This window comes from Mesorhizobium sp. M0618, assembly GCF_040320765.1.
Lineage (GTDB): Bacteria > Pseudomonadota > Alphaproteobacteria > Rhizobiales > Rhizobiaceae > Mesorhizobium.
Map to the genome: position 1 here is coordinate 116,365 of NZ_JAMYQH010000007.1, position 23,862 is coordinate 140,226.

General features: G+C 63.6%; 21 protein-coding genes and 1 pseudogene. 8 read left to right on the forward strand and 14 right to left on the reverse strand.

What is annotated here, in order from left to right; translation table 11 throughout:
- Positions 1-68 precede the first annotated feature (68 nt).
- On the reverse strand, positions 69-1,745 hold the full coding sequence (gene leuA / locus NKJ04_RS10260; protein ID WP_352674810.1) for a 2-isopropylmalate synthase: 1,677 nt from the start codon (positions 1,743-1,745) through the stop codon (positions 69-71).
- A gap of 712 nt (positions 1,746-2,457) precedes the next feature.
- Between leuA and NKJ04_RS10265 the strand changes: the two genes are divergently transcribed.
- Together NKJ04_RS10265 and NKJ04_RS10270 are read left to right on the forward strand one after the other, a co-directional pair.
- Complete coding sequence (locus NKJ04_RS10265; RefSeq protein WP_352674693.1) at positions 2,458-3,624, forward strand: ATP-grasp domain-containing protein; 1,167 nt, start codon at positions 2,458-2,460, stop codon at positions 3,622-3,624.
- A gap of 4 nt (positions 3,625-3,628) precedes the next feature.
- Entirely contained in the window at positions 3,629-4,405 is a 777-nt protein-coding gene (locus NKJ04_RS10270) for an esterase family protein (RefSeq protein WP_023809891.1), read from the forward strand.
- A gap of 23 nt (positions 4,406-4,428) precedes the next feature.
- Here the strand turns inward: NKJ04_RS10270 and NKJ04_RS10275 are convergent, their stop codons facing one another.
- Positions 4,429-5,964, reverse strand: coding sequence for an MFS transporter (locus tag NKJ04_RS10275; RefSeq protein ID WP_352674695.1), 1,536 nt, complete (start codon positions 5,962-5,964; stop codon positions 4,429-4,431).
- Between the two features lie 147 nt (positions 5,965-6,111).
- Between NKJ04_RS10275 and NKJ04_RS10280 the strand changes: the two genes are divergently transcribed.
- Together NKJ04_RS10280 and NKJ04_RS10285 are read left to right on the forward strand one after the other, a co-directional pair.
- Positions 6,112-7,005, forward strand: a complete 894-nt coding sequence (locus tag NKJ04_RS10280; protein ID WP_352674697.1) for a LysR family transcriptional regulator — start codon at positions 6,112-6,114, stop codon at positions 7,003-7,005.
- Between the two features lie 130 nt (positions 7,006-7,135).
- Positions 7,136-8,215, forward strand: a complete 1,080-nt coding sequence (locus NKJ04_RS10285) for an SIP domain-containing protein (RefSeq protein WP_352674699.1) — start codon at positions 7,136-7,138, stop codon at positions 8,213-8,215.
- Between the two features lie 7 nt (positions 8,216-8,222).
- Here the strand turns inward: NKJ04_RS10285 and NKJ04_RS10290 are convergent, their stop codons facing one another.
- The 5 genes from NKJ04_RS10290 to NKJ04_RS10310 all read right to left on the reverse strand — a co-directional run bounded on the left by NKJ04_RS10290 (position 8,223) and on the right by NKJ04_RS10310 (position 11,429).
- Positions 8,223-9,326, reverse strand: coding sequence for an AbrB family transcriptional regulator (locus NKJ04_RS10290; protein ID WP_352553369.1), 1,104 nt, complete (start codon positions 9,324-9,326; stop codon positions 8,223-8,225).
- 90 nt (positions 9,327-9,416) lie between these two features.
- Positions 9,417-9,662 carry a type II toxin-antitoxin system Phd/YefM family antitoxin gene (locus NKJ04_RS10295; protein WP_023809887.1) on the reverse strand — a complete coding sequence of 82 codons (246 nt, stop codon included), beginning with the start codon at positions 9,660-9,662 and terminating at the stop codon, positions 9,417-9,419.
- 28 nt (positions 9,663-9,690) lie between these two features.
- The gene (locus tag NKJ04_RS10300) at positions 9,691-9,999 is read right to left on the reverse strand and encodes a putative quinol monooxygenase (RefSeq protein ID WP_127290228.1); all 309 of its coding nucleotides are present in this window, start codon (positions 9,997-9,999) and stop codon (positions 9,691-9,693) included.
- A gap of 62 nt (positions 10,000-10,061) precedes the next feature.
- The gene (locus tag NKJ04_RS10305; protein ID WP_023809885.1) at positions 10,062-10,841 is read right to left on the reverse strand and encodes an SDR family NAD(P)-dependent oxidoreductase; all 780 of its coding nucleotides are present in this window, start codon (positions 10,839-10,841) and stop codon (positions 10,062-10,064) included.
- A 150-nt stretch (positions 10,842-10,991) separates the two neighbouring features.
- Entirely contained in the window at positions 10,992-11,429 is a 438-nt protein-coding gene (locus NKJ04_RS10310; RefSeq protein WP_352674701.1) for a DsrE family protein, read from the reverse strand.
- A 102-nt stretch (positions 11,430-11,531) separates the two neighbouring features.
- Between NKJ04_RS10310 and NKJ04_RS10315 the strand changes: the two genes are divergently transcribed.
- Positions 11,532-12,623 carry a hypothetical protein gene (locus NKJ04_RS10315; RefSeq protein ID WP_352674704.1) on the forward strand — a complete coding sequence of 364 codons (1,092 nt, stop codon included), beginning with the start codon at positions 11,532-11,534 and terminating at the stop codon, positions 12,621-12,623.
- Between the two features lie 244 nt (positions 12,624-12,867).
- Here the strand turns inward: NKJ04_RS10315 and NKJ04_RS10320 are convergent, their stop codons facing one another.
- Together NKJ04_RS10320 and NKJ04_RS10325 are read right to left on the reverse strand one after the other, a co-directional pair.
- Entirely contained in the window at positions 12,868-13,815 is a 948-nt protein-coding gene (locus tag NKJ04_RS10320; protein WP_128303713.1) for a cation diffusion facilitator family transporter, read from the reverse strand.
- Between the two features lie 5 nt (positions 13,816-13,820).
- Positions 13,821-16,010, reverse strand: coding sequence for an anthranilate synthase (locus NKJ04_RS10325; RefSeq protein WP_352674706.1), 2,190 nt, complete (start codon positions 16,008-16,010; stop codon positions 13,821-13,823).
- 315 nt (positions 16,011-16,325) lie between these two features.
- Here NKJ04_RS10325 and NKJ04_RS10330 point away from each other — a divergent pair.
- Positions 16,326-17,097: pseudogene (locus tag NKJ04_RS10330) on the forward strand (isocitrate lyase/PEP mutase family protein).
- Position 17,098: 1 nt separating this feature from the next.
- Here NKJ04_RS10330 and NKJ04_RS10335 read toward each other — a convergent pair.
- The 4 genes from NKJ04_RS10335 to NKJ04_RS10350 form a co-directional block, all read right to left on the reverse strand.
- Entirely contained in the window at positions 17,099-18,154 is a 1,056-nt protein-coding gene (locus NKJ04_RS10335; RefSeq protein ID WP_352674709.1) for a succinylglutamate desuccinylase/aspartoacylase family protein, read from the reverse strand.
- 87 nt (positions 18,155-18,241) lie between these two features.
- Positions 18,242-19,414, reverse strand: a complete 1,173-nt coding sequence (locus NKJ04_RS10340) for an MFS transporter (RefSeq protein ID WP_292702147.1) — start codon at positions 19,412-19,414, stop codon at positions 18,242-18,244.
- A gap of 126 nt (positions 19,415-19,540) precedes the next feature.
- A complete protein-coding gene (locus tag NKJ04_RS10345; RefSeq protein WP_352674712.1) occupies positions 19,541-20,917 on the reverse strand; it encodes an FAD-containing oxidoreductase in 1,377 nt (458 codons plus the stop codon).
- Entirely contained in the window at positions 20,914-21,375 is a 462-nt protein-coding gene (locus NKJ04_RS10350; protein ID WP_023809876.1) for a membrane protein, read from the reverse strand. The genes NKJ04_RS10345 and NKJ04_RS10350 overlap by 4 nt, the downstream gene beginning before the upstream one ends.
- A 143-nt stretch (positions 21,376-21,518) precedes the next feature.
- On the opposite strand from NKJ04_RS10350, the gene NKJ04_RS10355 reads away from it, so the two are divergent.
- Positions 21,519-22,076: a sugar O-acetyltransferase gene (locus tag NKJ04_RS10355; RefSeq protein ID WP_352674715.1), complete on the forward strand. Its 558-nt coding sequence runs from the start codon at positions 21,519-21,521 to the stop codon at positions 22,074-22,076.
- A 5-nt stretch (positions 22,077-22,081) separates the two neighbouring features.
- Here the strand turns inward: NKJ04_RS10355 and NKJ04_RS10360 are convergent, their stop codons facing one another.
- Positions 22,082-23,077, reverse strand: coding sequence for a GlxA family transcriptional regulator (locus NKJ04_RS10360; protein ID WP_352674717.1), 996 nt, complete (start codon positions 23,075-23,077; stop codon positions 22,082-22,084).
- 126 nt (positions 23,078-23,203) lie between these two features.
- On the opposite strand from NKJ04_RS10360, the gene NKJ04_RS10365 reads away from it, so the two are divergent.
- A complete protein-coding gene (locus NKJ04_RS10365) occupies positions 23,204-23,848 on the forward strand; it encodes a cysteine hydrolase family protein (RefSeq protein ID WP_352674720.1) in 645 nt (214 codons plus the stop codon).
- Positions 23,849-23,862: the final 14 nt, after the last annotated feature.

Sequence of the window (23,862 nt, forward strand, 5' to 3'; positions counted from 1 at the left end):
TTAATGCCCCGAAAGATCGGAACCGTTCACCAGGTTGGGAGGGTTCCGATCTTTGTTCCCGTCGGGCGTCAGCCGGCTTTTTTACCGACGATCCGGTTCGCGGCAGACATCACCGCCTCCAGTGAGGCGGCGACGATGTTGGTGTTGATGCCAGCGCCGAACAGCTTGCCCTGGGGATACTCCATCTCGACATACGAAATGGCTGACGCGTTCGAGCCGCGCTGCATCGAGTGCTCGGAATAGTCGAGCACCGACATCTCGACGCCGACATGGCGCGACAGCGCATCGACGAAGCCGTCGATCGGACCGGTGCCTGTGCCGGAGATCGTCACTTCCTTGCCATTGTCCAGGATGACCGCCTCGACGACGCGCCGGCCCTTGATTTCGGTGCTGGGATAGGTGTGGTGATCGAGGAATTTCAGCCGCGCGGCCGGCTGATCGACATAGGTCTCGAGAAAGCGCTCGTAGATACGCCTGGCCGGCACTTCCTTGCCCTCGGCGTCGGTGATCGCCTGGATTTCCTGGCTAAATTCGATCTGCAGATTGCGCGGCAAGTTGAGGCCGTAATCGGCCTGCAGCACATAAGCGATGCCACCCTTGCCGGACTGCGAGTTGATGCGGATGATGGCTTCGTAGCTGCGGCCGACATCGGCCGGATCGATCGGCAGATAGGGCACTTCCCACAGGCTCGTATTGGCCTTCTTCAGCGCCTTCATGCCCTTGTTGATGGCATCCTGGTGCGAACCGGAAAAGGCGGTGTAGACGAGTTCGCCGACATAGGGGTGGCGCTCGGGGATCTTCAACTGGTTCGAATATTCGTAGACGTCCTTCATCCGGTTGATGTCGGAGCAGTCGATCAACGGATCGACACCTTGCGTGTACATGTTCAGCGCCAGCGTGACGATGTCGACATTGCCGGTGCGCTCGCCATTGCCAAACAGCGTGCCTTCGACACGGTCGGCGCCGGCCATCAGGCCGAGTTCGGTGGTGGCGATGCCGGTGCCGCGGTCATTGTGCGGATGCAGCGAGACCAGCAGGTTCTCCCGGTTGTCGAGGTTGCGGCACATCCACTCGATACGGTCGGCATAGATGTTGGGGGTCGACATCTCGACCGTCGACGGCAAGTTGACGATCAGCTTGTTGTCCGCCGTCGGCCTGACGATCTCGGTGACGGCGTTGCAGATCTCCAGCGCCACTTCGAGTTCGGTGCCGGTAAAGCTCTCCGGCGAATACTCGAAACGAAAGCCTCCGCCGGCCTTGGCCGCCATGTCGGTGATCATCTTGGCGGCGTCGGTGGCGATGCGCTTGATGCCGTCGACGTCCTTTTCGAAGACGACGCGACGCTGCAGCTCGCTGGTCGAATTGTAGAAATGGACGATCGGGTTGGTGGCGCCCTTCAGCGCCTCGAAGGTGCGGCTGATCAGCTCCGGCCGGCACTGCACCAGCACCTGCAGCGAGACGTCGGCGGGCACGTTGCCTTCCTCGATGCACCAGCGGGCAAAGTCGAAATCGGTCTGCGAGGCCGAGGGGAAGCCGATCTCGATCTCCTTGAAGCCCATGTCGAGCAGCAGGCCGAACATGCGTGCCTTGCGCTCGTGGCCCATCGGATCGATCAGAGCCTGGTTGCCGTCGCGCAGGTCTACCGAGCACCAGATCGGCGCCTTGTCGATCACCTTCGAAGGCCAAGTCCGGTCGGTGAGGCCGACGGTCGGATAGGGCTGATATTTGCGGGCTGCGTCGGACATGCCCTTGTTCTGGATGCTTCGTTCCGAATCCGTGTCGGCTACCGCGGCATCGGAGCGGATTTCTTCTCGTGCGTTCATCGTCGTTTCTCCCGGCGGCTCATGGATCCACCCTCAGGGGGATTGATGGCGAGCGGCGCCTTTACCAGAATTTCGTTCGCTTGATGTGATTGCCAAGGAGCATGCGCTTGCGCGGCGGTTCGACCGCCGGGCGCTCCTTCAGCGAACCCGGCGATCGCCGATAAGGCCGAGAAGAAGCAGGGTCGAAGCCAGCGCGCGCACGGTCTCGCCGGAAAAACCGGTCGGACGGGAAGCGTTGGTGGCGCGCGTGTTCATGGCTGATCTCATATAGGAGTGGCTTGTGGGAGGCAAGTGGGGCCGCATTGCGGGTAATGCTGATGACAGCGAGTCGGCAGTGTTGGCAGCTTTTGTGCCGGCAGCTTTCCACGATAGGAATTTTTTCTTGACTCGGTGACCTCAGCTATGGTACATATTCGTCCATGGTGCTGATCTGCGCCAGTGACCCGCCGCACAGGCGGGTTTTTCGTTTGATGCTCCGTCAGCCAACGCGCCGAAGGCTGCGAGGGAACCCGAGTTCGGTGCCTTGGCATTGCTGGCCGGATTTTGCTGGATATTGTCCCCACCGCACGTGCCCTTCCCCAGGCGCTGCAAATGCGCCAGACTTGGGCATCGACGGGTTGCGATGGGGTTGTCCATGAATTTCGTGTTCTTCTCCCCGCATTTTCCCGCCAACGGCGCGGATTTCTGCGACCGTTTGAAGAAGGCCGGAGCCAGGGTGCTCGGCATCGGCGACGCACCCTATGACGCACTCGACGCCAAGCTGAAGGCGGCGCTTTCGGAATATTACCGTGTCGCCGACATGGAAGACTACGATCCGGTGTTCCGGGCGATGGGGCATTTCATCCACAAATGGGGCCGCATCGACCGTTTCGAATCGCTCAATGAACATTGGCTGGAGCTGGAAGCCAACATCCGCTCCGACTTCAACATCTACGGCACCAAGCTCGATTTCGTGAAGAATCTGAAGCGCAAGAGCCGCATGCGCGCCTTCTTCCGCAAGAGTGGCGTCGACACCATCGCGCAGCGCAAATGCTCCGACCGTGCCGGGGCCATGACTTTCATCCGGCGCGTCGGCTATCCGGTGGTGGTCAAGCCCGACAGCGGTTCCGGCGCATCGAACACCTTCAAGATCTCCAACGCCAAGGAACTCGACCAGTTCTTCCGGGACAAGCCCGAGGACGTGACCTTCGTCATGGAGCAGTTCATCGAGGGACTGGTGGTGACTTATGACGGGCTGGTCAACCGCGACGGCGAGGTGGTGCTGGCGGCCAGCCATCGCTATGACCAGAGCATCATGGAGGTGGTCAACAAGGACCGCCACATGAGCTACACCTGCTTTCCCAAGGTTAGACCGGCGATCGAGGAGGCCGGCCGCAAGATACTGAAGGCGTTCGACGTGCGCGAACGCTTCTTCCACATCGAGCTGTTCGAGACCAAGGACGACCGGGTCATCGCGCTGGAGGTCAACATGCGTCCGCCCGGCGCCTGGATGACCGATGCGATCAACTATACGTTCGACGTCGACGTCTATGCGGCATGGGCCGATATGGTGGTCAGAGATGCCGCCGGCGGCCCTTACGAGGGCAAATACTTCACCGCCTATGCCAGCCGCAAGCGACGCCTCCACTATTTGCACAGCCATGAGGACGTGCTAGCCGCGCACCGCGACAAGATCGTCCACCAACAGGCCATCGAAGAGGTTTTCAGCCGCGCCATGGGAAATTACGCCTATCAGATGCGCTCGAAGGACGAAGCAGCGTTGCGCGAGGCAGTCGCCTATATCCACGCGGAAAAGGCGTGAGGCGATGGACATCTCCTATCACAAGAATTTCTCGAGCCAGCTCGGCCGCGACATGGAATACAAGCGCTACGGCCATGCCGGCCGGCCGGTGGTGGTGTTTCCGACCTCGCAGGGCCGGTTCTACCAGTTCGAGGATTCCGGCGGGGTGGGCGCACTGGCCGAATTCATCGACACCGGCCGCATCCAGCTGTTCACGGTCGACGGCGTCGATTCGGAATCCTTCTTCGACAAGCATGCCGACGCGGCCCATCGCATCGCCCGCCACGAAGCCTATTTCCGCTATGTGCGCGAGGAGGCGCTGCCGGAGTTCCTGTCCGCAGCCGAGCAGGCCAATGGCGGCCGCAAGCTGAAGCCGCTGTTCTCGGGCTGTTCGATGGGCGGCTATCACTCGTCGAACTTCGTCTTCCGCTTTCCCGAACTTGCCAGCGGCGTCATCGCGCTGTCGGGCGTCTATTCGGCGCGCGACTTCTTCGGCAAAGCGCTCGAGGGCGACATTTTCTACAACTCGCCGCTGGACTATCTGCCCGGCATCGTCGATCCCAAACTGCTGACCCGGCTGAAGGCGCTCAGGCTGATCTTCTGCTGCGGGCAGGGCGCATGGGAAGAGCGGATGCTGGTCGAGACGCGCAGGTTGGAACAAATCCTGCGCGACAAGTCCATTCCCGCCTGGGTCGATTATTGGGGTGGCGATGTCAGCCACGACTGGCCGTGGTGGCACAAGCAACTGGTCTATTTCTTCGGCCGCTGGCTGGATGAGGACCTGATGCACAGGCTCGATTGATAGCGGGGGCCGTCCGCTGACTGCTACCCTTCCTGCGGCACTGCCTGGACGTCGACACTTTCACCTGAAGCCGATCCGCGACGCAGGCCAAGGAAGACGACGATGGCGGTCATGACGGTGATTGCCGCCAGCACGATCAGCAGCCTGTCGAACGCCGTCTCGTAGGCCTGGACCAGAACAGCGGCTCCGGCTTGGGGCAGATGTTGTGCTGCTTCGCCGAGATTGCCGGTCACCAGCAGCTGGGCTGCCGCCGCCGCCTCCGTCGAAGATGCCGTTTCCTCGGCGGCGACCTGCGCGGCGGTAAAGCCGGAAAGGGTCGCCATGACGATCGCGAGCGCCACACCCTCGCAGGCGACGCGGGTGGTGTTGAAGATGCCGACCGCCATGCCGGCGCGCTCTCTCGGCACGACACTGACGGCAAGCCCGTCCATCAATCCCCAGGGCAGGGCGATGCCGACGCCGATCAGCATCAGCGGCGCCACCAGCGCACTATCGACCGGTGGTGTCAGGCTCAGCCAGACAAGCCCGGCGGCAGCGACAAGCAGGCCGACGCCGCAGATCGTGGCCGGCGCGATCCAGCGCGCCAGCTGTCCGGCGAGCATCGGCAGGATCAGCAGCGGGCCTGATAGGCAGATCATCAATTGCCCGGCCTTGATCTCGCTCATGCCCTCGATGCCGATGAAGCGGATCGGCAACAGGACGAGCAGGACGACGAAGGCGTAAGCGGGTGCCGCAGCCAGAAACTGGACGCCGACGAAGCGGGGATAGGCAAACAGCGTGAGGTCAAGCATCGGCCGTTGTGCGCGTCGCTCGACAAAGACGAAGGCGACAAAACAGATGACAGAAGCGGCCAGAAGGGTGACGACAAGGGGATCGGCCCAGCCGCGCTGCGGGGCCTGGAGCACGCCATAGGTCAGCGACGCCAGCGCGATCGTGAAGGTGCCGGCTCCCGCCCAGTCGAGGCCAGTCGCATCCGGATCTCGCGATTCCCTGATGGTGCGCAGGCCGAGCATGGCGGCGGCAATCGCGAGTGCTGCAACCAGAATAAAGATCGACCGCCAGCCGAATGCAGAGATAAGCAGGCCCGACGCGATCGGGCCGAAGGCGAGGCCGATGCCGAAACTGGTGCCGAGAAAGCTGAAGGCGCGCAGCCGCAATGGCCCTTCGAATTCCTGGGCGAGTGCCGAGGCGCCGCCAGCGAAGGCGGCCGCACTGCCGATCCCCTGCGCGGCCCGGAAAATGTCGAACCAGATGATGTCCGGCGCCAGCATCGCGCCCAGCGACGCCAGGACATAGAGGGAGAGGCCGACGAGGAAGAGACGCTTGCGGCCATGGTTGTCGGCCAGAGCGCCCGACGCCATCAGGGTGGCGCCGAAGGTCAGCATGAAGGCGTTTGTCACCCAGTTGAGCTCGATCGGACTGCCGCCGAGATCGGCCGCGATGCGCGACAGAGCGACGGCCGGACCGGTGAAGGTCAAGGGCATCGTCATCGCGGCAAGGCAAACGGACAAGAGCACGAGCCATCTCTCGGCAGAGCCGGTTGTGGTCCTAGAAGTCATGGATTTCCCTATCTGAAACAGCACTCGCCGGTCGGCCGCGCGTTTGCGGAGCCGGTCGTGACGACAAGATAGGTCGTCGGCATTTCAGGAAAAATGGTGTTATATCTCCTGGTATATCGGACTGAAACGCTCGAATGGAATGACACGATGGATCGTCTCAACGGGCTCCTGGCCTTCGCCCGCACCGCCGAATTCGGCAGTTTCGTCGCTGCAGGGCGGGCGCTCGGCATCTCGGCTTCCGCCGTCGGCAAGAGCGTCGCGCGGCTCGAGCAGGAACTCGGCGTGCGGCTGCTGCAGCGCAGCACGCGGCGGATTGGCCTGACGGAAGAGGGCAGACTGTTCAACGAGCGGGTGCGCCGGATCCTCGACGACATCGGCGATGCCGAGGCGATGCTGTCGCGGACACGGGAAACGCCGCATGGGCGGCTGCGCATATCCACTCCGATCGTCACCTATCATTTGCTGCTGCCGGTGCTGTCGGAGTTCATGGCCCGCTATCCGGAGATAGAACTCGACATCGATTTCAACGATCGGATCGTCGACGTCATCGACGAGGGCATCGATGTCGCGATCCGAAGCGGCGAGCTGCCGGATTCGCGCCTTGTTTCGAGACCCGTTGCCCCCTTTCGCATGCTGCTGTGCGCGGCGCCCTCCTATCTCGACCGCCATGGCACACCCAGTGTGCCGGCGGATCTCATCAGGCATTTCGGCATAAACTTCCGCTTCCTGAACAGCGGCAGGCTGCTGGAGTGGCCATTCATCACCGGAAGCGCCGAACCGCAGATACGCTCGATGCTGACCTGCAACAACATGGAAGCGTTGAAGGGCGCCACACTCGCCGGCCTCGGCATAGCCTGCATGCCGAATTTCCTGATCCGCGAGGCGCTGCACGAAGACAGGCTGCGCACCGTCCTCGACGATCATGTTGATGGCCGCGGCCAGTTCCGGATGCTGTGGCCCTCCAATCGCCATCTGTCGCCGAAGGTGCGCGTGTTCGTCGATTTCCTTCCCGAGCGACTTGCTGCGACAAGCGGTTCGTAGCCAACTCATCGAATAAATATGATTATTATTGTCATGTTTCTGTGGAAACATCGGAGCGGCTGTGGCATGCCGCTGACGGTGAGGGTGCCGCGCGGCGCCTTGCCCCGAACTGTTTCGAAGGACTTGAGCGATGGACCAACTAAGCGCGCAAACCCGGATCAGCGACGCGGCGATCAGATCGGTGATGGATCGGCTGCGCGCAGAGCACAGCGAATTCGAGATCGACACCGGCGTTGCCGACCAGTGGGAGCTTCGCCTCTACTATGGTTCGTTGAGCGCTACGCTTGATGATGAAAGCGTGCTGATCCGCGTCGCGGCGACCGACGAAACCTGCCTCTCCTACATGAAGATGACGGTTGCCGGCCATGTCGCCGAACATCTCGGCACGACCAAGGGCATTCATTGGCAAGGCGACGGCGTTGACGCCGGCACGCCGGTCTTCTTCCGCGAGATCACGGTGATGTCGTCGACGCGGATTTCGGCGCATATGCAGCGTCTGCGCTTCGCCGGCAAGGATCTCGGCCGATTTAGCCATGGCGGCCTGCACATGCGGCTGCTGCTGCCGCCGCCTGGCCGCCGGCTGGTTTGGCCGACGATGGGCGCTGACGGCCTGATTGTCTGGCCTTCGGGCGACGATGCGCTTGCCGTGCGGGTCTACACGATCCGGGCGGTGGACGCCGCAAGCGGTTGGCTCGACGTCGATTTCGTGTTGCATCCAGGCCAGGAGACGCCCGCCGCCGCCTTCGCGCAAAGCGCACAGGCAGGAGACGTGATCGGCATGATCGGACCCGGTGGCGGCGACGCCCCGGTGGCGCAGACCTTGCTTCTGCTCGGCGACGACACAGCACTGGCAGCCATCGGCCGGATTTTGGAGCATTTGCCGGCGTCAACCCGCGCCGAGGCACTGATCGAGGTCGATGGCCCGGATGACCGGATCGCGCTGGCGCAAGGGGACAATGTCGATATCACCTGGCTCTACCGGCACGGCCGAGAAGCCGGCACCGCCGGCCTGTTGCCAGCCGCCTTGCGGGAGCGCAGCCACATGGCGCTTGCCGACGGTCTTTATGTCTGGGCCGGATGCGAATTCGGCGATTTCCGGGAGATCCGCAAGATCGTGCGCAAGCAGTGGAACCTATCGCGCGACCGGCACCTGGTCACCGCCTACTGGCGCCGGGACGCGCACAGCGTGGGCGAGGGCGGCGAGGACTAGTCGCTGCCTATTGCCTGACGCTTCTCGCCACCAGTCGCGCGACGCTCGGGCCGACCAGCAGCACGATCAGGAAGCGTGCCGACTGCAGGGCCATGACGAAGGAGATGTCGACGTTCTGCGCTGCGGCGGCGATGATGGCGATGCTGTCCATGCCGCCGGGGCTGGTCGCCAGATAGGCGGTCAGCGGATCGATGCCCAGGAGATGGCTGATCATGAAGGCAAGGCCGCCGCAAAAGGCGATCAGCGCCACGATCGAGGCGATGATCTGCGGCAGCGCGCGTGTCGCATGGCGCAGGATCGCCCTGGTGAAATTCAACCCGATCGACCAGCCGACCATAGCGTAACTGAATGCCAGCAGCCAGGGCGGCAATTGCATCTCAACGCCCAGGCCGAGATGGATGACGCCGCCGAAGATGAAGGTGCCGAGGAAGTAGGGAGAAGGCAGCCGGCACAGCTTTCCCGCCAAGCCGCCGATAAACGCGATGCCGATGGTGGCGGCGAAGGCTTGGGCGTCGATCGGCGGGAACCAGGTGATGGCGGGGATTTCGACGCCCGATGTGTCGACCCACATCTTGGCAACGAGTGCTGCCGTCATCGAGACGAAGATGACGCGCAGATATTGCATGAAGGCGACGAGACGCTGGTCGGCGCCGAACGCACCGGCCATCAGCACCATGGCGGTGGCCGCGCCCGGCGACGAGCCCCAGACGGCGGTGGTGCCGGGCAGGATGCGCCAGCGGCTGATCAGCCAACCGAGCAGGCTGGAGGCCGTGACGGTGGCCACCACGACACCGAGAAACAGCGGCCATTCCCGGTAGAAGACTGGAAAGATGTCGGCCGAGATCGAGCTGGCGACGAGGCAGCCGACGATCGCCTGGGCGGCGCCGAACAGAAGGCGCGGCACACGCACCGTGGCGCCATTGGTGCCGGCGACGATGGCCGCCAGCATCGGCCCGATCAGCAACGCCGCCGGCAGGGTGGCGAGTTCCAGCGCGCCGGCAAACAGGAGAGAAACAACCAGCAGGGCAAGCCACTGCCAGAGCTTGCGCATCCGCGCCATGCGCTCGAGTGTGGGCAGGTCCGGGGAGGGCTGCTCGGCCGAGGAATCCATGTTTCGCTCTTAGACCCGCAGGGCGAAAAATGCGAACCGCGGTTCATAGAAAACTATTGTTTCACCCGTCCAGGTGTCGAGTAACAGGTTTCATAAGCCGGCGTCGAACCGTTGCTCGATCTCATTGCGACCCATGCGGTCGAAATCGTCGGGGACGGAAAACTGGCCGGCCATAAAACCGACCCGTCGCGCCTGCAGAGCCGGTTGTTCGATCGGCACGATTCTGGCCAACGGCTTGCCGGCTTTGGCAATAACAAACGACTCGCCTTGGGCTGCACGTCTCACAAGGCGCGACAGATGGGCTTTCGCATCGCGAATGTTTACTGTCTGCGTCAAAGGTTGCTCCTCAAAGTTGGCATCGAACTCACCCCGTCTTGCCGTCGGCCAGGCCGAAGCCGCCGACAGGGTGGGTTTCGACCTGGAATTCGAAGCCGGCGATGAACGGCCGCGCCTTGGCGATCGCCGCCTGGACTTCGGGAAGCTGCAGCGAGGCCTTGTGGCTTTCGGCGTCGGTCCACACTTCGGTGACCCAGATCGCATCGGCATCCGCGGGGTCGCGGGCGATGATGTAGTTCAGGCAACCCGGCAGGGCGCCGGTGCTGGCGCGCAGGAGGTCGATGACCGCGTCACGCTGGCCGCGCGCCGCCCGCATCTTGCCGATCAGTCCATACATTCCGTTGTCTCCCTTTGAGGTTTCGACAAGAGCGTGCAGACCGCCAGTATGCCGATAGCCGCTCAAGGCATCAACTGGCCGCCATTCACCTCGATGACCTGGCCGGTGATGTAGCCGCTGAGAAGATCGGAAGAGAGGAACAGATAGGCGCCGACGCAATCCTGCGCCGTGCCGGCGCGTCCCTGCGGAATGGTGGCGACCATGCCTTTGATCTGCTCGTCGGTCGAATAGCGCTCGTGGAACGGGGTGAGAATGGTGCCGGGCGCCACCGCGTTGACGCGGATGCCGAAGCCGATCAGTTCCTTGGCCATGCCGCGCGTCACATTGGAGACGAAGGCCTTGGCCGAGCCGTAAAGCCCGGCGCCGCCGCCGGCGCCATTGCGGGCGGCGATCGAGGAGGTGTTGACGATGAAGCCGCCCTGTTTCTTCAGCCACGGGATCGCCTTGCGCGAAGCAGTCAGTACCGAACGGGCGTTGAGGTCCATCACAGCGTCGTAATGCGCCTCGGTCTGCTCGGCATAGGGAATGCGGCCAAGCATGCCGCCGGCATTGTTGACCAGCCCGTCGAGGCGGCCGAAATATTGCGCGCTATCCTCGACGACGCGCTCGACATCGGCGGCAACGGAGAAATCGCCCTGAACGAGAAACACCTCGCCGCCCTTGTCGGCAATCGTCAGGCCGAGCTTCTCGGCGGCGTCTTGACTCGAATTGTAGTGCAGCGCCACCTTGCATTTCTGCGCTGCATAGGCCAGCGCGAGCGCCGCTCCGATGCCGGTCGACGCACCGGTGACCAGCACTGCCTTGCCGGCAAGATCGGGTATGCTGAGTGTGGTGGCTGGCACGGTTCTTCCTCCGGGACGTCTGCCTGTCCTTCGTAGGCCCTTGCCACCCCGGTGTTCAAGCCTTTGAGCAATTCAAGGAAACGTGTGAAACGGTTTCCCGGGAAAAGGAGTAGCGCTTTCCCTTGGGGAATTTGCGCCAAGCAAACCGCTCTACGGGTGCAGATAGGCGTAACCTTGGCCTTGCAGTTCGGCGAGTTTGACGACGCCGCCCTTGTCGGCGGCATGAAACCCGGCGAGCAGGTCGGGGAGCGAAAGATCCATGCCTTGCATGGTGTTGGCGCAAGCATGGGATTCCAGCCCCTGCCGCACCAGGCCGGCGAAGCGCCCGGAAATCGCGGCCGATATTCCCTTCGACTTGAAGCTGGCCAAGGCCGGACCATGCACGACCAGCACGATGTCGACATTGCCGCCGGTGCCCTCATAGTGGTTCTTGATGTTGCCGAGCACGAAATTGACCTTGTCGGTGTCGCTCAAGTGGTAGGCGACTTTTTGCCTTGTGGGCTCGGTGGCGGCTGCCTGTGCTGCCCGCAAACCGAGAAGCGTTCCGGTTCCGGCAAGAACCGCGCGGAACATGTCGCGCCGACGCATGGCATCCTCCTTCGCTTGGCGGCCCGCCGCGAATTGCGTGGCTGCGGCCGCAATACTAGCATAAATTGACGTTGCGTCCTGTCGATGCGGAGGAGAGATCACGTGGCGTTCAGGGCAGGGGAATGGAAGACAATTGCTGGCGCGGCGCTGATTGCCACGCTTGCCGGCTCGGCCTTCGCCGATGATGCACTCAAGCTCACTGAACTCAGTCCCAACGGCACTGACGCCTGTTTCGGCCGCGTCTATGATGCGGCGCATCTCAAGGCGCACCCGAAGCAGAAGGTGGCGCGGATCTTCTTCTACTACGGCCATGATCCGGTCAGCCGGCCGAATGAAGAGCCGACCGTGAATTCCGACACTTCTTACAATGCCTTCATCGCCACCTCCGTGCGCGGCGCCAAGGCGCCGGAATGGGCCGGCGGCTGGTGCAATCATGTGTCGGAGGACGGCAAGACAGGCCCCATCCATTGCGGTATGGAGTGCGACCGGACGCTTGCATCGCTGAAGGTCGACGACAAGGGCCGGCTGCTTCTCTCGGATCTGCAGCCCGACATCTATCTCGATGCCGGATCGGAAGAGGAGCTTGGCGCAGCGGAGTATGACAGGCAGGCGCTCGGCTCGGAGGACGACAATTTCCGCCTCGACCCGATGCCGGCGGTGACCTGCAAGGCCGAGTTCGCGCGCATCGATCCGATCGCCCCTGCGCTCGGGGTTCCACTGCGCGAGCGGCTGAAGCCGGACCAGGCATTCTGCTATGGGCGCGACTACGATGCAGCGCATCTCGGCTCGCACCCCGATCAGCTCACCAAGTCGATCCGGGTTTTCCGCGGCAAGGTAGAGCTGGCGTCCTTCGCCTCGGGTGGCGACGCCGCCAACTGGCCAGACGGCGCCGACATTGCCGTTACCGTCACCACACAGCAGAAATCGGCTGAGGTGACGCAGACTTATTCCTGCCAGGGCGAAGCCGACCAGTGGCGCTGCGCGGCCAGTTCGAAGATGAGCGATTTCTCCTGCGACATCGCGCAGAAGGAGATTTTCCTCAAGCGTGGCGCCGATGGCACAATGATGCTGGCAAATCCCAACAGTGCACTCGCGATCGTCGACCTGTGTTCGAAGGCCGTCGACGGCAAGACGAAATCCGACGACAAGGTCTATCGGCTGCAGCCGATGCCGCAATCGGCATGCGCTCCGTAAGCACCCAGCGTTTTCGTCATCCTATGGCGGAGCAAGGAGCGAAGCGACGCGGCGCAGACCATAGGATCCATGCCGTGACATCCGAGCGCTGCTGCGGTGCAGAATTCTGTTCCGCTGCACTCTGAGGCCAAGGTCGCGGCATGGATCCTCGGGTCTCCGCGACGGAGCTTCGCTCCTGCTCCGCCCGTGGATGACGAAGTCGAGGGGCTTTGGCTAATTTTTCAAAGACGTGACGGAAACCGCCTCATGCAAACGGCACGGCCGTCGTGCCCTTGGGCAGCTTGGCCTCGTCGTCGGGCTCGACGTGGATGGTGACGCGCACCGATGGGATTTCGGCCTTCAGCGCGTCCTCTATCCGGTCGCAGATGACATGGCTGGCGCCGACCGACATGTCGGCATCCACGACCAGATGAAACTCGATGAAGGTGGCGCGGCCGGCGATGCGCGTCTTGAGGTCGTGCACCTCCAGCGCGCCCTTGCAATTGGCCGAGATGACGTCACGGATGCGCATGTGCTCCTGCGTATCGACTGCGCGGTCCATCAGGCCGTTCATCGACGAGCCTATGACATGCCAGCCCTGCCACAGGATGTTCAAGGCCACGAGGACAGCAAGCGCCGGGTCGAGGATCTGCCAGCCGGTCAGGATCGCCCCGACCAGGCCGCCGAAGACGCCGATCGAGGTCACCACGTCGGTCATGATGTGGTTGCCGTCGGCAACCAGCGCCGGTGATTTCTCAGCCCTGCCGGCGCGGATCAACGTCCAGGCCCAGAAGGCGTTGATGACCGTGGCAACGCCGTTGACCGCAAGACCTTCCCAAGGCTGTTCCAAGGGTGACGGGGTCTGCCAGGAGCGCCAGACCTCGTTGAGGATCAAGAGCGCGGCAAGCACGATCAGCACGCCTTCCAGCACTGCCGAGAAATACTCGGCCTTGTGGTGGCCGAAGGGATGATCCTGGTCGGCCGGCTTGTGGCTGACCTGGATCGCCCAGAAGGCGGCGACCGAGGCGATGACGTTGACGATCGATTCCAGTGCGTCCGAATAGAGCGCGACAGAGCCGGTGACGTACCAGGCGGCAGCTTTCAGCGCGAGCACGACAAAGGCGACGATAATCGACCAGAAGGCGAGATTGGCGATCTTGCGCTTCGCGGCCGCCTTGGCCGCGATCGCCGTCGTGTTCTCGGCTTCAGCCATGATCGTCAGGCGGCCTTTTCCTTGGCCTTGCGCGGCAGGTGGGCGACGATGTTCTCGATGATGCGCATGCCGGCATTGTGGCCGAGCGTCATGATCGATTCCGGGTGGAACTGTACCGCGGCGATCGGCTCCTTGCGGTGTTCGAAGGCCATGATGACACCGTCCTCGGTTTCGGCCGTGACGATGAAATCGTCGGGCAGGCGAACCGGATCGGCGAAGATCGAATGGTAGCGGCCGACGGTGACTTCCTTGGGCAGGCCGGAGAAGATGATGCCCGGCTTGGAAACGCGGATGCGCGACGGCTTGCCGTGCATCGGCACATGCAGCTGCCTGAGTTCGCCGCCATAGGCCTCGGCCAGTGCCTGCAGGCCAAGGCAGACGCCGAAGATCGGCAGGTCGCGGGCGCGCGCCTTCTTGATGGTGGCGGCGCAGTCGAAATCTTTCGGCGTGCCGGGGCCGGGCGACAGCACGACGAGGTCGGGCTTCAGCCGGTCGAAGACTTCCTCCGGCACCGGCGAGCGGACGGTCGAGACATTGGCGCCGGTCTGGCGGAAGTAATTGGCCAGCGTGTGAACGAACGAGTCCTCGTGGTCGACGAGCAGGATGTTGACGCCGTCGCCGACGCGCGCGGTGGTTCGCTCGGTGCTGGCGGAATTGCCTGTCTTGGCGTCGCGAATGGCGGAGAGCATGGCGGATGCCTTCAGTTCGGTTTCGGCTTCTTCTTCCTCGGGAATGCTGTCGAACAGCAATGTGGCGCCGGCGCGCACTTCGGCAATGCCGTCCTTGATACGGATGGTGCGCAGGGTGAGGCCGGTGTTCATGTCGCCGTTGAAATTGACCATGCCGATCGCGCCGCCATACCAGGCGCGCGGGCTTTTCTCGTTCTGCTCGATGAAGCGCATGGCCCACAATTTCGGCGCGCCGGTCACGGTGACCGCCCAGGCATGCGACAGGAAGGCATCGAAGGCATCCATGCCTTCGCGCAGCCGGCCTTCGATGTGGTCGACGGTGTGGATCAGGCGCGAATACATCTCGATCTGCCGGCGGCCGATGACGCGCACCGAACCCGGCTCGCAGACCCGCGACTTGTCGTTGCGGTCGACGTCCGAGCACATGGTCAGCTCGGATTCGTCCTTCTTCGAGTTGAGCAGTTTCAGGATCTGCTCGGAGTCCGAAATGGCATCGTCGCCGCGCTTGATGGTGCCCGAGATCGGGCAGGTCTCGACGCGGCGGCCGTTTACGCGAACGAACATTTCGGGCGAGGCGCCGATCAGATATTCGCCTTCGCCCAGATTAATGAAGAAGGAATAGGGCGAGGGGTTGATTGCCTTCAGCTTGCGCGAAATCTCGGATGGCTGCGTTTCGCAGCGCTCGTAGAACATCTGGCCGGGCACGACCTCGAACAGGTCGCCGCGCTTGAACGAATCCATCGCCTTGCGCACCAGATCGGCGTATTCGCCGGGTTCATGGTCGCCGCGCGGCGGGATGCGGTCGGGGCTCTTGAACGGCTCGGCGATTTCGTCGCGCGCCAGCCCCTCCGTCGAAAACCCGTCGCCGGCATAGTCGTAGCGGTCGGTCCAGGCCTTGGCCGAATAATGGTCGACGACCAGGATCTCGTCGGGCAGGAAAAGCACCAGGTCGCGCTGGCTCTCTTTGCGCTCGAGAGTGTGTTCGACCGGATCGAACTGGAAGGCGAGGTCGTATCCGAAGGCGCCGTAGAGACCAAGATTGGCGTCTTCCTCGGTCTTGAACAGAGCGGTGATGGCGCGCAGTACGGTGAAGACTGAAGGGACGCGGCTGCGCTCCTCCTCGGTGAAGACACGGCCGGGCTTGGCGACATCGAGGCGGATGAGTGTCTTCGACGTCTCGGCGATGGTGACATCCGCCTGGCTGGCGAGCGCCTTGCCGATGACCGGCAGCAGCGCCTCGCCACGGCGGTTCAGCGCCTCGATGCGCATGGCACGGCCGCGCGCCGAGACGACCAGCGGCGGATCGATGATGGCGGTGTCCCAGCGCGTGTAGCGGCCGGGATATTCATAATTGGAGGAAAACACCGCACCGCGGCGCGAATTCAGGCCGTCGACATAGGCGTCAATCGCACCTGCATAGGGCCGGTCGTGGCGCGCGCGCGTGATGGTTATGCCACCCGCGGTCACGAAACTTTCCGCGCCGTTTTCCAGAACCTTCATCGTCATTGCCGTCTCCATCAGCTTCTTGGGCAACGGACCCGGGAATGGCTTGGAAAAAACAAATGGCCGCCCGGACTTTCCGTTGCGGCCACCCTCTCTTTTCACGCGCACGTGTTCGAACAGGCCGCTGTCAGCAGGCCCACCACCAAATGGTCTTGATCGAACGCATGTTCATGGCGAATCCATAGCCGCGAAAAACCGGATGCGCAACTGATTTGAAAAGCCTGCGGTGGCTGTCGCTTCTGCGCCTCATGGTATATCGCCAGAACCGGCTATGGCGCTTAGAATGTTCATCAACAGCAGGAAGACGAGAAAACAATCATGACCGAGCAGATCGAGCGTGCGCGGACGTTCCATTCCCTCCACGTCAAGGGAAACCCGATCGTTCTCTACAACGTCTGGGATCCGGGTTCGGCCAAGATCGTCGAGAAAGCGGGCGCCAAGGCGATCGCCACCGGAAGCTGGCCGGTGGCGGCCGCCTTCGGCTATGCCGATGGCGAGAAAATCCCGCTGGAGCTGGCGCTCGACAACATCAAGCGCATCGTCACTGCCGTCGACCTGCCGGTGACCATGGACCTCGAGGGCGGCTACGGCGTCGACCCGGAAATTGTTGCTCGCACGGTAACGTCGGCACTGCGGGCCGGCGCTGTTGGGTTCAATTTCGAAGACCAGGTTGTCGGTGGCAGCGGCCTGCACGACATCGCTGTTCAGGTAAAACGCATCGAAGCCGCGGCGGCGGCCGTCAAGGCTTCCGGGATACCGGCGTTCATCAACGCTCGAACCGACATCTTCCTCAAGGCGAAACCGGATGCGCATGATGACGCCCTGCTCGACCAGGCCATAGAGCGCGCACAGGCCTTCGAAAAAGCTGGCGCGCACGGCTTCTTTGCGCCGGGCCTTGGCGATGAGGGCCTGATCGAGACACTCTGCAAGGCAATTGCGTTGCCGGTCAACATCATTGCGCTGGCGCATGTGCCGCCGCGCCAGCGGCTGGCGGAACTGGGTGTCGCCCGCATTCAGCCACGGCCCGGTGCCTTACCGGCAGATGGCCGAATGGCTGGAGGCGAAGGCGCGGCTGGCTATTTCGGGTTAAGTCAGTCCTCCAGCGTCCCCGACCGGGCGTCGGCGCTCTTCCTGTCGCCGACCAGCTTCAACAGATCCTCGCCGGCGCGGATGATGCGGCGCGAGCGGCGGGTCAGGATGATGCCATCCTGCGGCGCAAACACTTCGGTGCGGCCATCGGTTTCACCCGGTGCATGGACGATGGTGGCTAGGCGCGCGCCCTTGGCGACGCGGTCGCCGGGTTTCACGTCGTAGAGCACGGCACCGGCCCGTGGCGCCGGCATCATGTCGATGTTTTCCAATGGCGCCACGAAGCCGGTGAAAGGACCCGGCGCGGGCAGGGCGCTATCGGCGATCACGCCGCGCGCCACCAGCAGCCGGTAGAGGCCGTCGGCGTCGGCGTCGGCCAAGGCACCGTCGACATCGAGGATGCCGCGATATTCGACGGTGGTGGCGACGCGACGGTCGAGCTTGGCCATATCGGCGGGGACGTTCTGGTAGGGCATGATCGAGGCGCCCTCGAAGGTGCCGTCGGTGTCCTCGCTCCACAGCACGACCGCGTCGACGCCCATGGCGGCGGCGCAATCGGCCATGGCCGGCCACAGGCTGGTGTGGACGTAGAGATAGGCGAGGCCCTCGTCATCGCAGTGCAGGTCGAGCACGATGTCATGGCCGAACGACAGCTGCACCAGCCGCGTCTTCAGCCGCTGGTCGACGCTGCCAAGGGTGGTGTCTGGCAAGAGGGCTGTGTCGGGCGCGGCGAGCAGCGGAAAGCCGCGGTTGAAATTGGTGCGCGTGCCCAGATGGAAGCGGCCCTGATGCTCGCCGAAATGATATTGCGCCCGGCCGACAGGGTTGGCCCAGGGCACGACGGTGAGGTTGCCCTTGATGCGGCCTTCGGCCTCCGCCCTGGCGAGCATCGGCATCAGCGCGTCGATGGCGACGACGCCCGGCAACTCACCGGCATGGAGCGCCGCCTGCAGATAGGCCGAAGGAGCAGCCTTGTCGGAACCAGTGAAGCGGAACAGCGGGAATTCGTAGGAAACCCCTTCGCTTTCGCCGGCGATGCGCTCGATCGATTTCTGCATGACTTCCTCCATCAAGGACCAGAAGACATGCGATGTGAAGGCGCCTATGTCGATTGGTCCAGCCCGCCGCGCTATGGGCGCAAGAGACTATTCAGCCGGGAGCGGGATGACCGGCGCGCGCCGGTCCAGCGCCTGTGACAGCACGGCGACGGTGACCGCCAACAAAGCGAGTGCTGCGCCGACCAGCGGCAAATTGGCATAGGAAACACCGGCGGAAAGGGCTACGCCGCCGATCCAGGCGCCGCTGGCATTGCCGACATTGAAGGCGCCCTGGTTCAGCGTGGCGGCGAGGTTCGGTCCCTCGGAGGCCGCCTCGACGACCCGGATCTGCAGCGGCGGCACGACGACGAAGATGAGCAGGCCCCACAGGAAGACGATGCCGACGGCAACGCTGGCGATTGCGCCGAACTGCCTGAAGCCAACGAAAAGCAGGGCCATCAGCAGCAGCGTGCCGATCACTGTCGGCATCAGTTTCCAGTCGGCCAGTCTGCCGCCGATAATGTTGCCGATGGTCATGCCCGCGCCGAACAGCAGCAGAACCCACGTGACTGCCGAGGTCGACAAGCCCGACACCTCGGTGAGGTAGGGTTTGATGTAGGTGAAGACGGTGAACAGGCTTGCGGAAGTCAGCGCCGCGATCAGCATGGCCAGCCAGACCTGCAGCTTGCCCAGCACGCGCAGTTCGCCGCGCAAGCCGCCACCGCTTGGCTGGGCGACATCGGACGGCACCAGCCAGGCGATCGCTGCCACCGAGATCAGGCCGATACCGACCACGGCAACGAAGGTGGAGCGCCAGCCGAAGGCTTCGCCAAGTGCGGTTCCGGCGGGAACGCCAAGGATGTTGGACAGCGTCAGCCCGGCGAACATCAGCGCGATGGCGCTGGCGCGTTTGTTGCGCGGCACCAGGCTGGCGGCAACGACCGAGCCGATGCCGAAGAAGGCGCCATGGCCGAACGCGGTGAAAACGCGCGCGGCCATCAGCGTCCAGTAGTTGGGCGAGATGGCGCAAAACAGATTGCCGACGACGAACAGCACGGCCAGCCCGACCAGCACCGGCTTGCGCGGCAAATGCGCAGTGGCCATGGCGACGATCGGGGCGCCGAAGACGACGCCCAGCGCATAGCCGGTGACCAGCAGACCCGCCGAAGGGATCGAGACGCCGAGGTCGGCTGCGACCTCGGGCAGCAGGCCCATGATGACGAATTCGGTGGTACCGATGCAGAAGGACGCAATGGCAAGCGCAAGGATCGGCAAGGGCATGGGGGCGTCCAGACTGAATCGGTTCAAATTGAGACTGCGCGAAGGACGCCACCGTGCGCAAGCTGCATTGCTGCATTGCAGCGATGCAGAAAAGGAAGAGCTTTGAAATGGATCGCCAACAGGCTGTCAAGCCAGCGGCTTCAGTTCCTGGGCGATCGTGGGCAGCAGTTCCGAGACATTCGGGTGGATGTGGACGGCACGCGCCAGCGTGTCGACGGGCGCCTTGGCGTACATCAGGTCGAGCACGCAATGGATAACCTCGTCGCCGCCGGGTCCGAGCACCGAGCAGCCGAGGATCTCCCTGGTGTCGGCATCGACCAGGATCTTCATGAAACCCTGCGTCTCGCCCTTTTCGATAGCGCGGCCGACGCGGGTCATCGGCCGCTGGCCGACCAGCGCGCGACGGCCGGATTTCTTCACCGCAGCCTCGGTCATGCCGCAGCGGCCGAGCGGTGGGTCGATGTAGAGCGCATAGGCTTCGATGCGATCACTGACCTTGCGCGGATCATTGTCCAGCAGGTTGGCGGCGACGATCTCGTAGTCGTTGTAGGAGGTGTGGGTGAAGGCGCCCCTGCCGTTGCAGTCGCCCATCGCCCAGATGCCGGGCACGCTGCTGCGCAACTGGTCGTCTACAGAGACGAAGCCGCGCTTGTCGACCTCCACGCCAGCCCTCTCCAGGCCGAGGTCATCGGTGTTGGGCGTCCGCCCCAGAGCCAGCAGCACGTGCGAGCCGACCGCCGGCGGTTTGCCGGCGGAGAAGGTCACGGCAATGTCCTGGCCTTGTCTGGCGAAAGCGATGTCGTCGGCGCCGAGATGGACCGCGATGCCTTCGTTTTCGAGGATCGACAGGATGGCGGCAGAGACGTCCTCGTCCTCGCGGCCGGTCAGGCGTGGGCTCTTTTCGATGACTATGACCTCCGAGCCGAAGCGGCGGAACATCTGTGCGAATTCGAGCGAGATGTAACTGCCACCTACGACGATGAGATGGCGCGGCAGCACGTCGAGATTCATCATCGAGGAATTGGTCAGATAGTCGATGTCGTGGATGCCGGGCAGGTCTGGGACCGAGGCGCGGCCGCCGGTGTTGAGGAAGATATTTTCGGCGGTCAGCAGATCGTCGCCGACGCGCACCGTGTTGGCGGATTCGAAACGCGCATGGCCGCGATAGAGGGTGCATTTGTCCATGCCGGCAATCCAGGTCTCGAGATTGGTGCGAGCGTCGATCGTCACCTTGTCCTTGCGCGCCTTGATCCTGCCATAGTCGACGCCGACGGGGCCACTGAGCGTCACGCCGTAGTCGGTGGCGCGGCGCGCCAGATGCGCGGCATAGGCGCTGGCGACCATGGTCTTGGTCGGCATGCAGCCGGTGTTGACGCAAGTGCCGCCGACCAGCTTGCGCTCGATCAGCGCCACGCTCCTGCCGGCGGCCGTCAGCCGGCCGGCCAGCGGAGGGCCAGCCTGTCCGGCACCGATGATGATGGCGTCGAAGGTTTTCGTCGTCATGCCACCGCAGCCACGATCAGCAGACCGCCGATGATCGCCACCGCGTCCTCGATGAAGGCGGCGGGCGGATCCTTGCCGAAGGCGGCTGCCAGCCTGCCGCGTGCTTCGGCGCCCCCCAACGTGCCGATGACAGCGCCGATGGCGCCCGCGATCAGGCCGCCGATGGTGGCGCCGCCTGTCGCTCCGATCACCGCGCCGGTGAAGGCGCCCATGACGATGCGGGCGCCGAATTGCTGCGGCACTTTACGGCTCGGCGTCGACGGCAACTGGTCGGTGACCAGTTCGACGATGGCCAGGATGGTGAAGATGCCGACAGCCGCCCAGTGACTCATGAAGCTCGCCCAGGTGCCGGCAACCGGCAGCCAGCCGAGATAAGCGCCCCAGGCAACGGCAGCCGGCGCCGTCATGGCGCGAAGACCGGCAATGACGCCGATCAGAAGTGCGAGAATGTAGAGCATGGTCGATCCCCCTCGATCACCGGGCCAGGACGGCCTTTGAGACGGCAGGCTACCATAGGTCCAATATTTGACCAGTACTTGCATCGGCGCTTTTCTGTTGGCTGCACTTGTGCTTTGCAAGGACGTGAACTGGAGACCGCGTCATGGCCGAAAGCGAGCGCGTGAAGATGGCGGCCGGCGAATGGTACACCTGCCTCGATGATGAGCTGGAGTCCTTGCGTGTTGTCGCGCGTGACGCGGTGTTCGAGCACAATTGCCTGCCGCCGCGGCAGCGCGGCAATCTCGGGCCGGGCTTGAAAACTTTGCTCGGCAACGCCGGTGAGGGCGCCCGCATCGAGGCGCCGTTCCACTGCGCCTATGGCTTCAACATCTTTCTCGGCGACGGCGTCTTTCTCAATGCCGGCTGCACCATCCTCGACACAGCGAGTGTGCGCATCGGCAAGGGAACGCTGCTCGGTCCCAATGTGCAGATCTATTGCGCCGAGCATCACAAGGAGGTCGCTGGGCGGCAAGCCGGACTGGAGATCGCCCGACCCGTCGAGATCGGCGCCAATGCCTGGATCGGCGGCTCAGCCGTCATCCTTGGCGGCGTCAGTATTGGTGAAGGGGCCATCGTCGGTGCGGGGGCGGTGGTGACGCGCGTCGTGGCTGCGAACACCACGGTGCTCGGCAATCCGGCGCGGGCGATCAAGCGAGGCTGAACAGGTCAGGACGATAGGACGTACGTCATGCGCTCGTCCTGATCGGTCCTTCTGGAGAATTCCCGCCGGTATTGCGCCGGCGATGTCTTGAGCCGTGCCGAAAAATGCTGGCGCAGCGAGGTGGCGCTGCCGAAGCCGGCTTCGAAGGCCACTATGTCCATGGATTTCTCCGTCGCTTCCAGAAAACGCTGCGCCAGTTCGATCCGCTGGCTGGTCAGCCAATCGCCAAAGCTGGCGCCGATCGATTTCTGAAAGCGACGGGTAAAGGTGCGGCGGGTCAGGCCAGCGGCCTCGGCGACGCTGTCGAGGCTATGCGTCTCGCCAAGCGTCGCACGAACCGAGTCCAGGGCCTGGGTGAAGCGGTCGGCGTCCGCGCTTCTTGCCACCGGATGCTCGATGAATTGCGCCTGCCCGCCCTGCCGATGCGGAGAAAGAACGATCTGGCGGGCGAGCCGCAATGCCGCTTCCGCGCCGTAGCGGGCGCGCACGATGTGGAGACAGCAGTCGAGACCGGCGGCGACGCCGGCCGAGGTCACGATGTCGCCATTGTCGACATAGAGCACCGAAGCGTCGACGGCGACGTCGGGATGGAGTTTCTGCAACTGTTCGGAATAGGCCCAGTGCGTAGCGGCACGATGGCCCGAAAGCAGCCCGGCCGCGGCAATGGCGAAGGTTCCGAGGCACAGGCCGACGATCAAGGCGCCGCGTTGGTGCGCCCGGCGCAACGCCTCCATCAGCGGCGGCGATGCCGGCTCGCCGAGATGATGCCAGCTTGGAATGATGACGATATCGGCGCCGTCGAGGCCTTCGAGCCCATGCGGCGCGGCAATTGTCAGTCCGGCCTCGGTGTGGATCGGGCCGGGCTTGGCCGCGCAGATGCGGAAGTCGAAGCGCGGCAGGCCAAGCGCCGTCCTGTCCTCTGCGAAGACCAGGCAGGGCACGGAAAGATGGAACGGGCTGATGCCGTCGAAGGCGAGGACGGCAATGATCGGGTCGGTCATGGGTGCTTCCGGCAGTTGAATGCGATTGTCCCAATTCTTTCGAATGATGTCAATTGGGCCACTTTCGACTGTCGGGGAGTCCGCCTATTTTCGGTCCATCGCATTCGAGCCGGAAAGGAAAACACTATGTCTGACCCAGCCAACACCACGCCACGCCGGGCGCTGATCGTCGTCGATGTGCAGAACGACTATGATGGCGGCAGTCTTGCCATCCAGCATCCGCCGTTCCGCGACAGCGTCGTCCATGTGGCACGCGCCCTGGACGCGGCGGCAGCGGCCGGCATCAAGGTGGTGGTCGTCAAGCAGATGGCGCCCGAGACATCGCCGATCTTCGCCAGGGGAAGCCATGGCGGCGAACTGCATCCCGAAATCGCCAAGCGTGAGCGCGACCATTATGTCGAAAAGAACCTGCCCTCCGCCTTCACCGGCACCGACCTCGAGGACTGGCTGCGCGCCAACGCCATCGATACGATCACGGTGGTCGGCTACATGACGCATAATTGCGACCTGTCGACCATCATCCACGCCGTGCATATGGGCTTTGCCGTCGAGTTCCTGTCGGATGCGACCGGCTCGGTGCCTTACGCCAACAGCGCCGGCTACGCCTCGGCCGAGGAGATCCACCGCGTGGTCACGATCATCCTGCAGTCGCGCTTCGCCGCCGTGCTCAAGACCGCCGAATGGGTCGAGTGCCTGAAGACCGGCGCGCTGCCGGAACGCGACACCATCTTCGGCTCCAACCAGCGGGCGCTGTCGCGTAGCGCTGCTTAGGTTATCCGAAAACA

What these genes read in the sequence shown, in the direction of transcription:
- NKJ04_RS10340 (WP_292702147.1), bottom strand. Translation starts at nt 19,414, where the DNA reads ATGCCCTTGCCGATCCTTGCGCTTGCCATTGCGTCCTTCTGCATCGGT.
- NKJ04_RS10365 (WP_352674720.1), top strand. Translation starts at nt 23,204, where the DNA reads ATGTCTGACCCAGCCAACACCACGCCACGCCGGGCGCTGATCGTCGTC.
- leuA (WP_352674810.1), bottom strand. Translation starts at nt 1,745, where the DNA reads ATGTCCGACGCAGCCCGCAAATATCAGCCCTATCCGACCGTCGGCCTC.
- NKJ04_RS10265 (WP_352674693.1), top strand. Translation starts at nt 2,458, where the DNA reads ATGAATTTCGTGTTCTTCTCCCCGCATTTTCCCGCCAACGGCGCGGAT.
- NKJ04_RS10290 (WP_352553369.1), bottom strand. Translation starts at nt 9,326, where the DNA reads ATGGATTCCTCGGCCGAGCAGCCCTCCCCGGACCTGCCCACACTCGAG.
- NKJ04_RS10360 (WP_352674717.1), bottom strand. Translation starts at nt 23,077, where the DNA reads ATGACCGACCCGATCATTGCCGTCCTCGCCTTCGACGGCATCAGCCCG.
- NKJ04_RS10335 (WP_352674709.1), bottom strand. Translation starts at nt 18,154, where the DNA reads ATGCAGAAATCGATCGAGCGCATCGCCGGCGAAAGCGAAGGGGTTTCC.
- NKJ04_RS10310 (WP_352674701.1), bottom strand. Translation starts at nt 11,429, where the DNA reads ATGCGTCGGCGCGACATGTTCCGCGCGGTTCTTGCCGGAACCGGAACG.
- NKJ04_RS10275 (WP_352674695.1), bottom strand. Translation starts at nt 5,964, where the DNA reads ATGACTTCTAGGACCACAACCGGCTCTGCCGAGAGATGGCTCGTGCTC.
- NKJ04_RS10325 (WP_352674706.1), bottom strand. Translation starts at nt 16,010, where the DNA reads ATGACGATGAAGGTTCTGGAAAACGGCGCGGAAAGTTTCGTGACCGCG.
- NKJ04_RS10270 (WP_023809891.1), top strand. Translation starts at nt 3,629, where the DNA reads ATGGACATCTCCTATCACAAGAATTTCTCGAGCCAGCTCGGCCGCGAC.
- NKJ04_RS10355 (WP_352674715.1), top strand. Translation starts at nt 21,519, where the DNA reads ATGGCCGAAAGCGAGCGCGTGAAGATGGCGGCCGGCGAATGGTACACC.
- NKJ04_RS10345 (WP_352674712.1), bottom strand. Translation starts at nt 20,917, where the DNA reads ATGACGACGAAAACCTTCGACGCCATCATCATCGGTGCCGGACAGGCT.
- NKJ04_RS10285 (WP_352674699.1), top strand. Translation starts at nt 7,136, where the DNA reads ATGGACCAACTAAGCGCGCAAACCCGGATCAGCGACGCGGCGATCAGA.
- NKJ04_RS10350 (WP_023809876.1), bottom strand. Translation starts at nt 21,375, where the DNA reads ATGCTCTACATTCTCGCACTTCTGATCGGCGTCATTGCCGGTCTTCGC.
- NKJ04_RS10280 (WP_352674697.1), top strand. Translation starts at nt 6,112, where the DNA reads ATGGATCGTCTCAACGGGCTCCTGGCCTTCGCCCGCACCGCCGAATTC.
- NKJ04_RS10320 (WP_128303713.1), bottom strand. Translation starts at nt 13,815, where the DNA reads ATGGCTGAAGCCGAGAACACGACGGCGATCGCGGCCAAGGCGGCCGCG.
- NKJ04_RS10300 (WP_127290228.1), bottom strand. Translation starts at nt 9,999, where the DNA reads ATGTATGGACTGATCGGCAAGATGCGGGCGGCGCGCGGCCAGCGTGAC.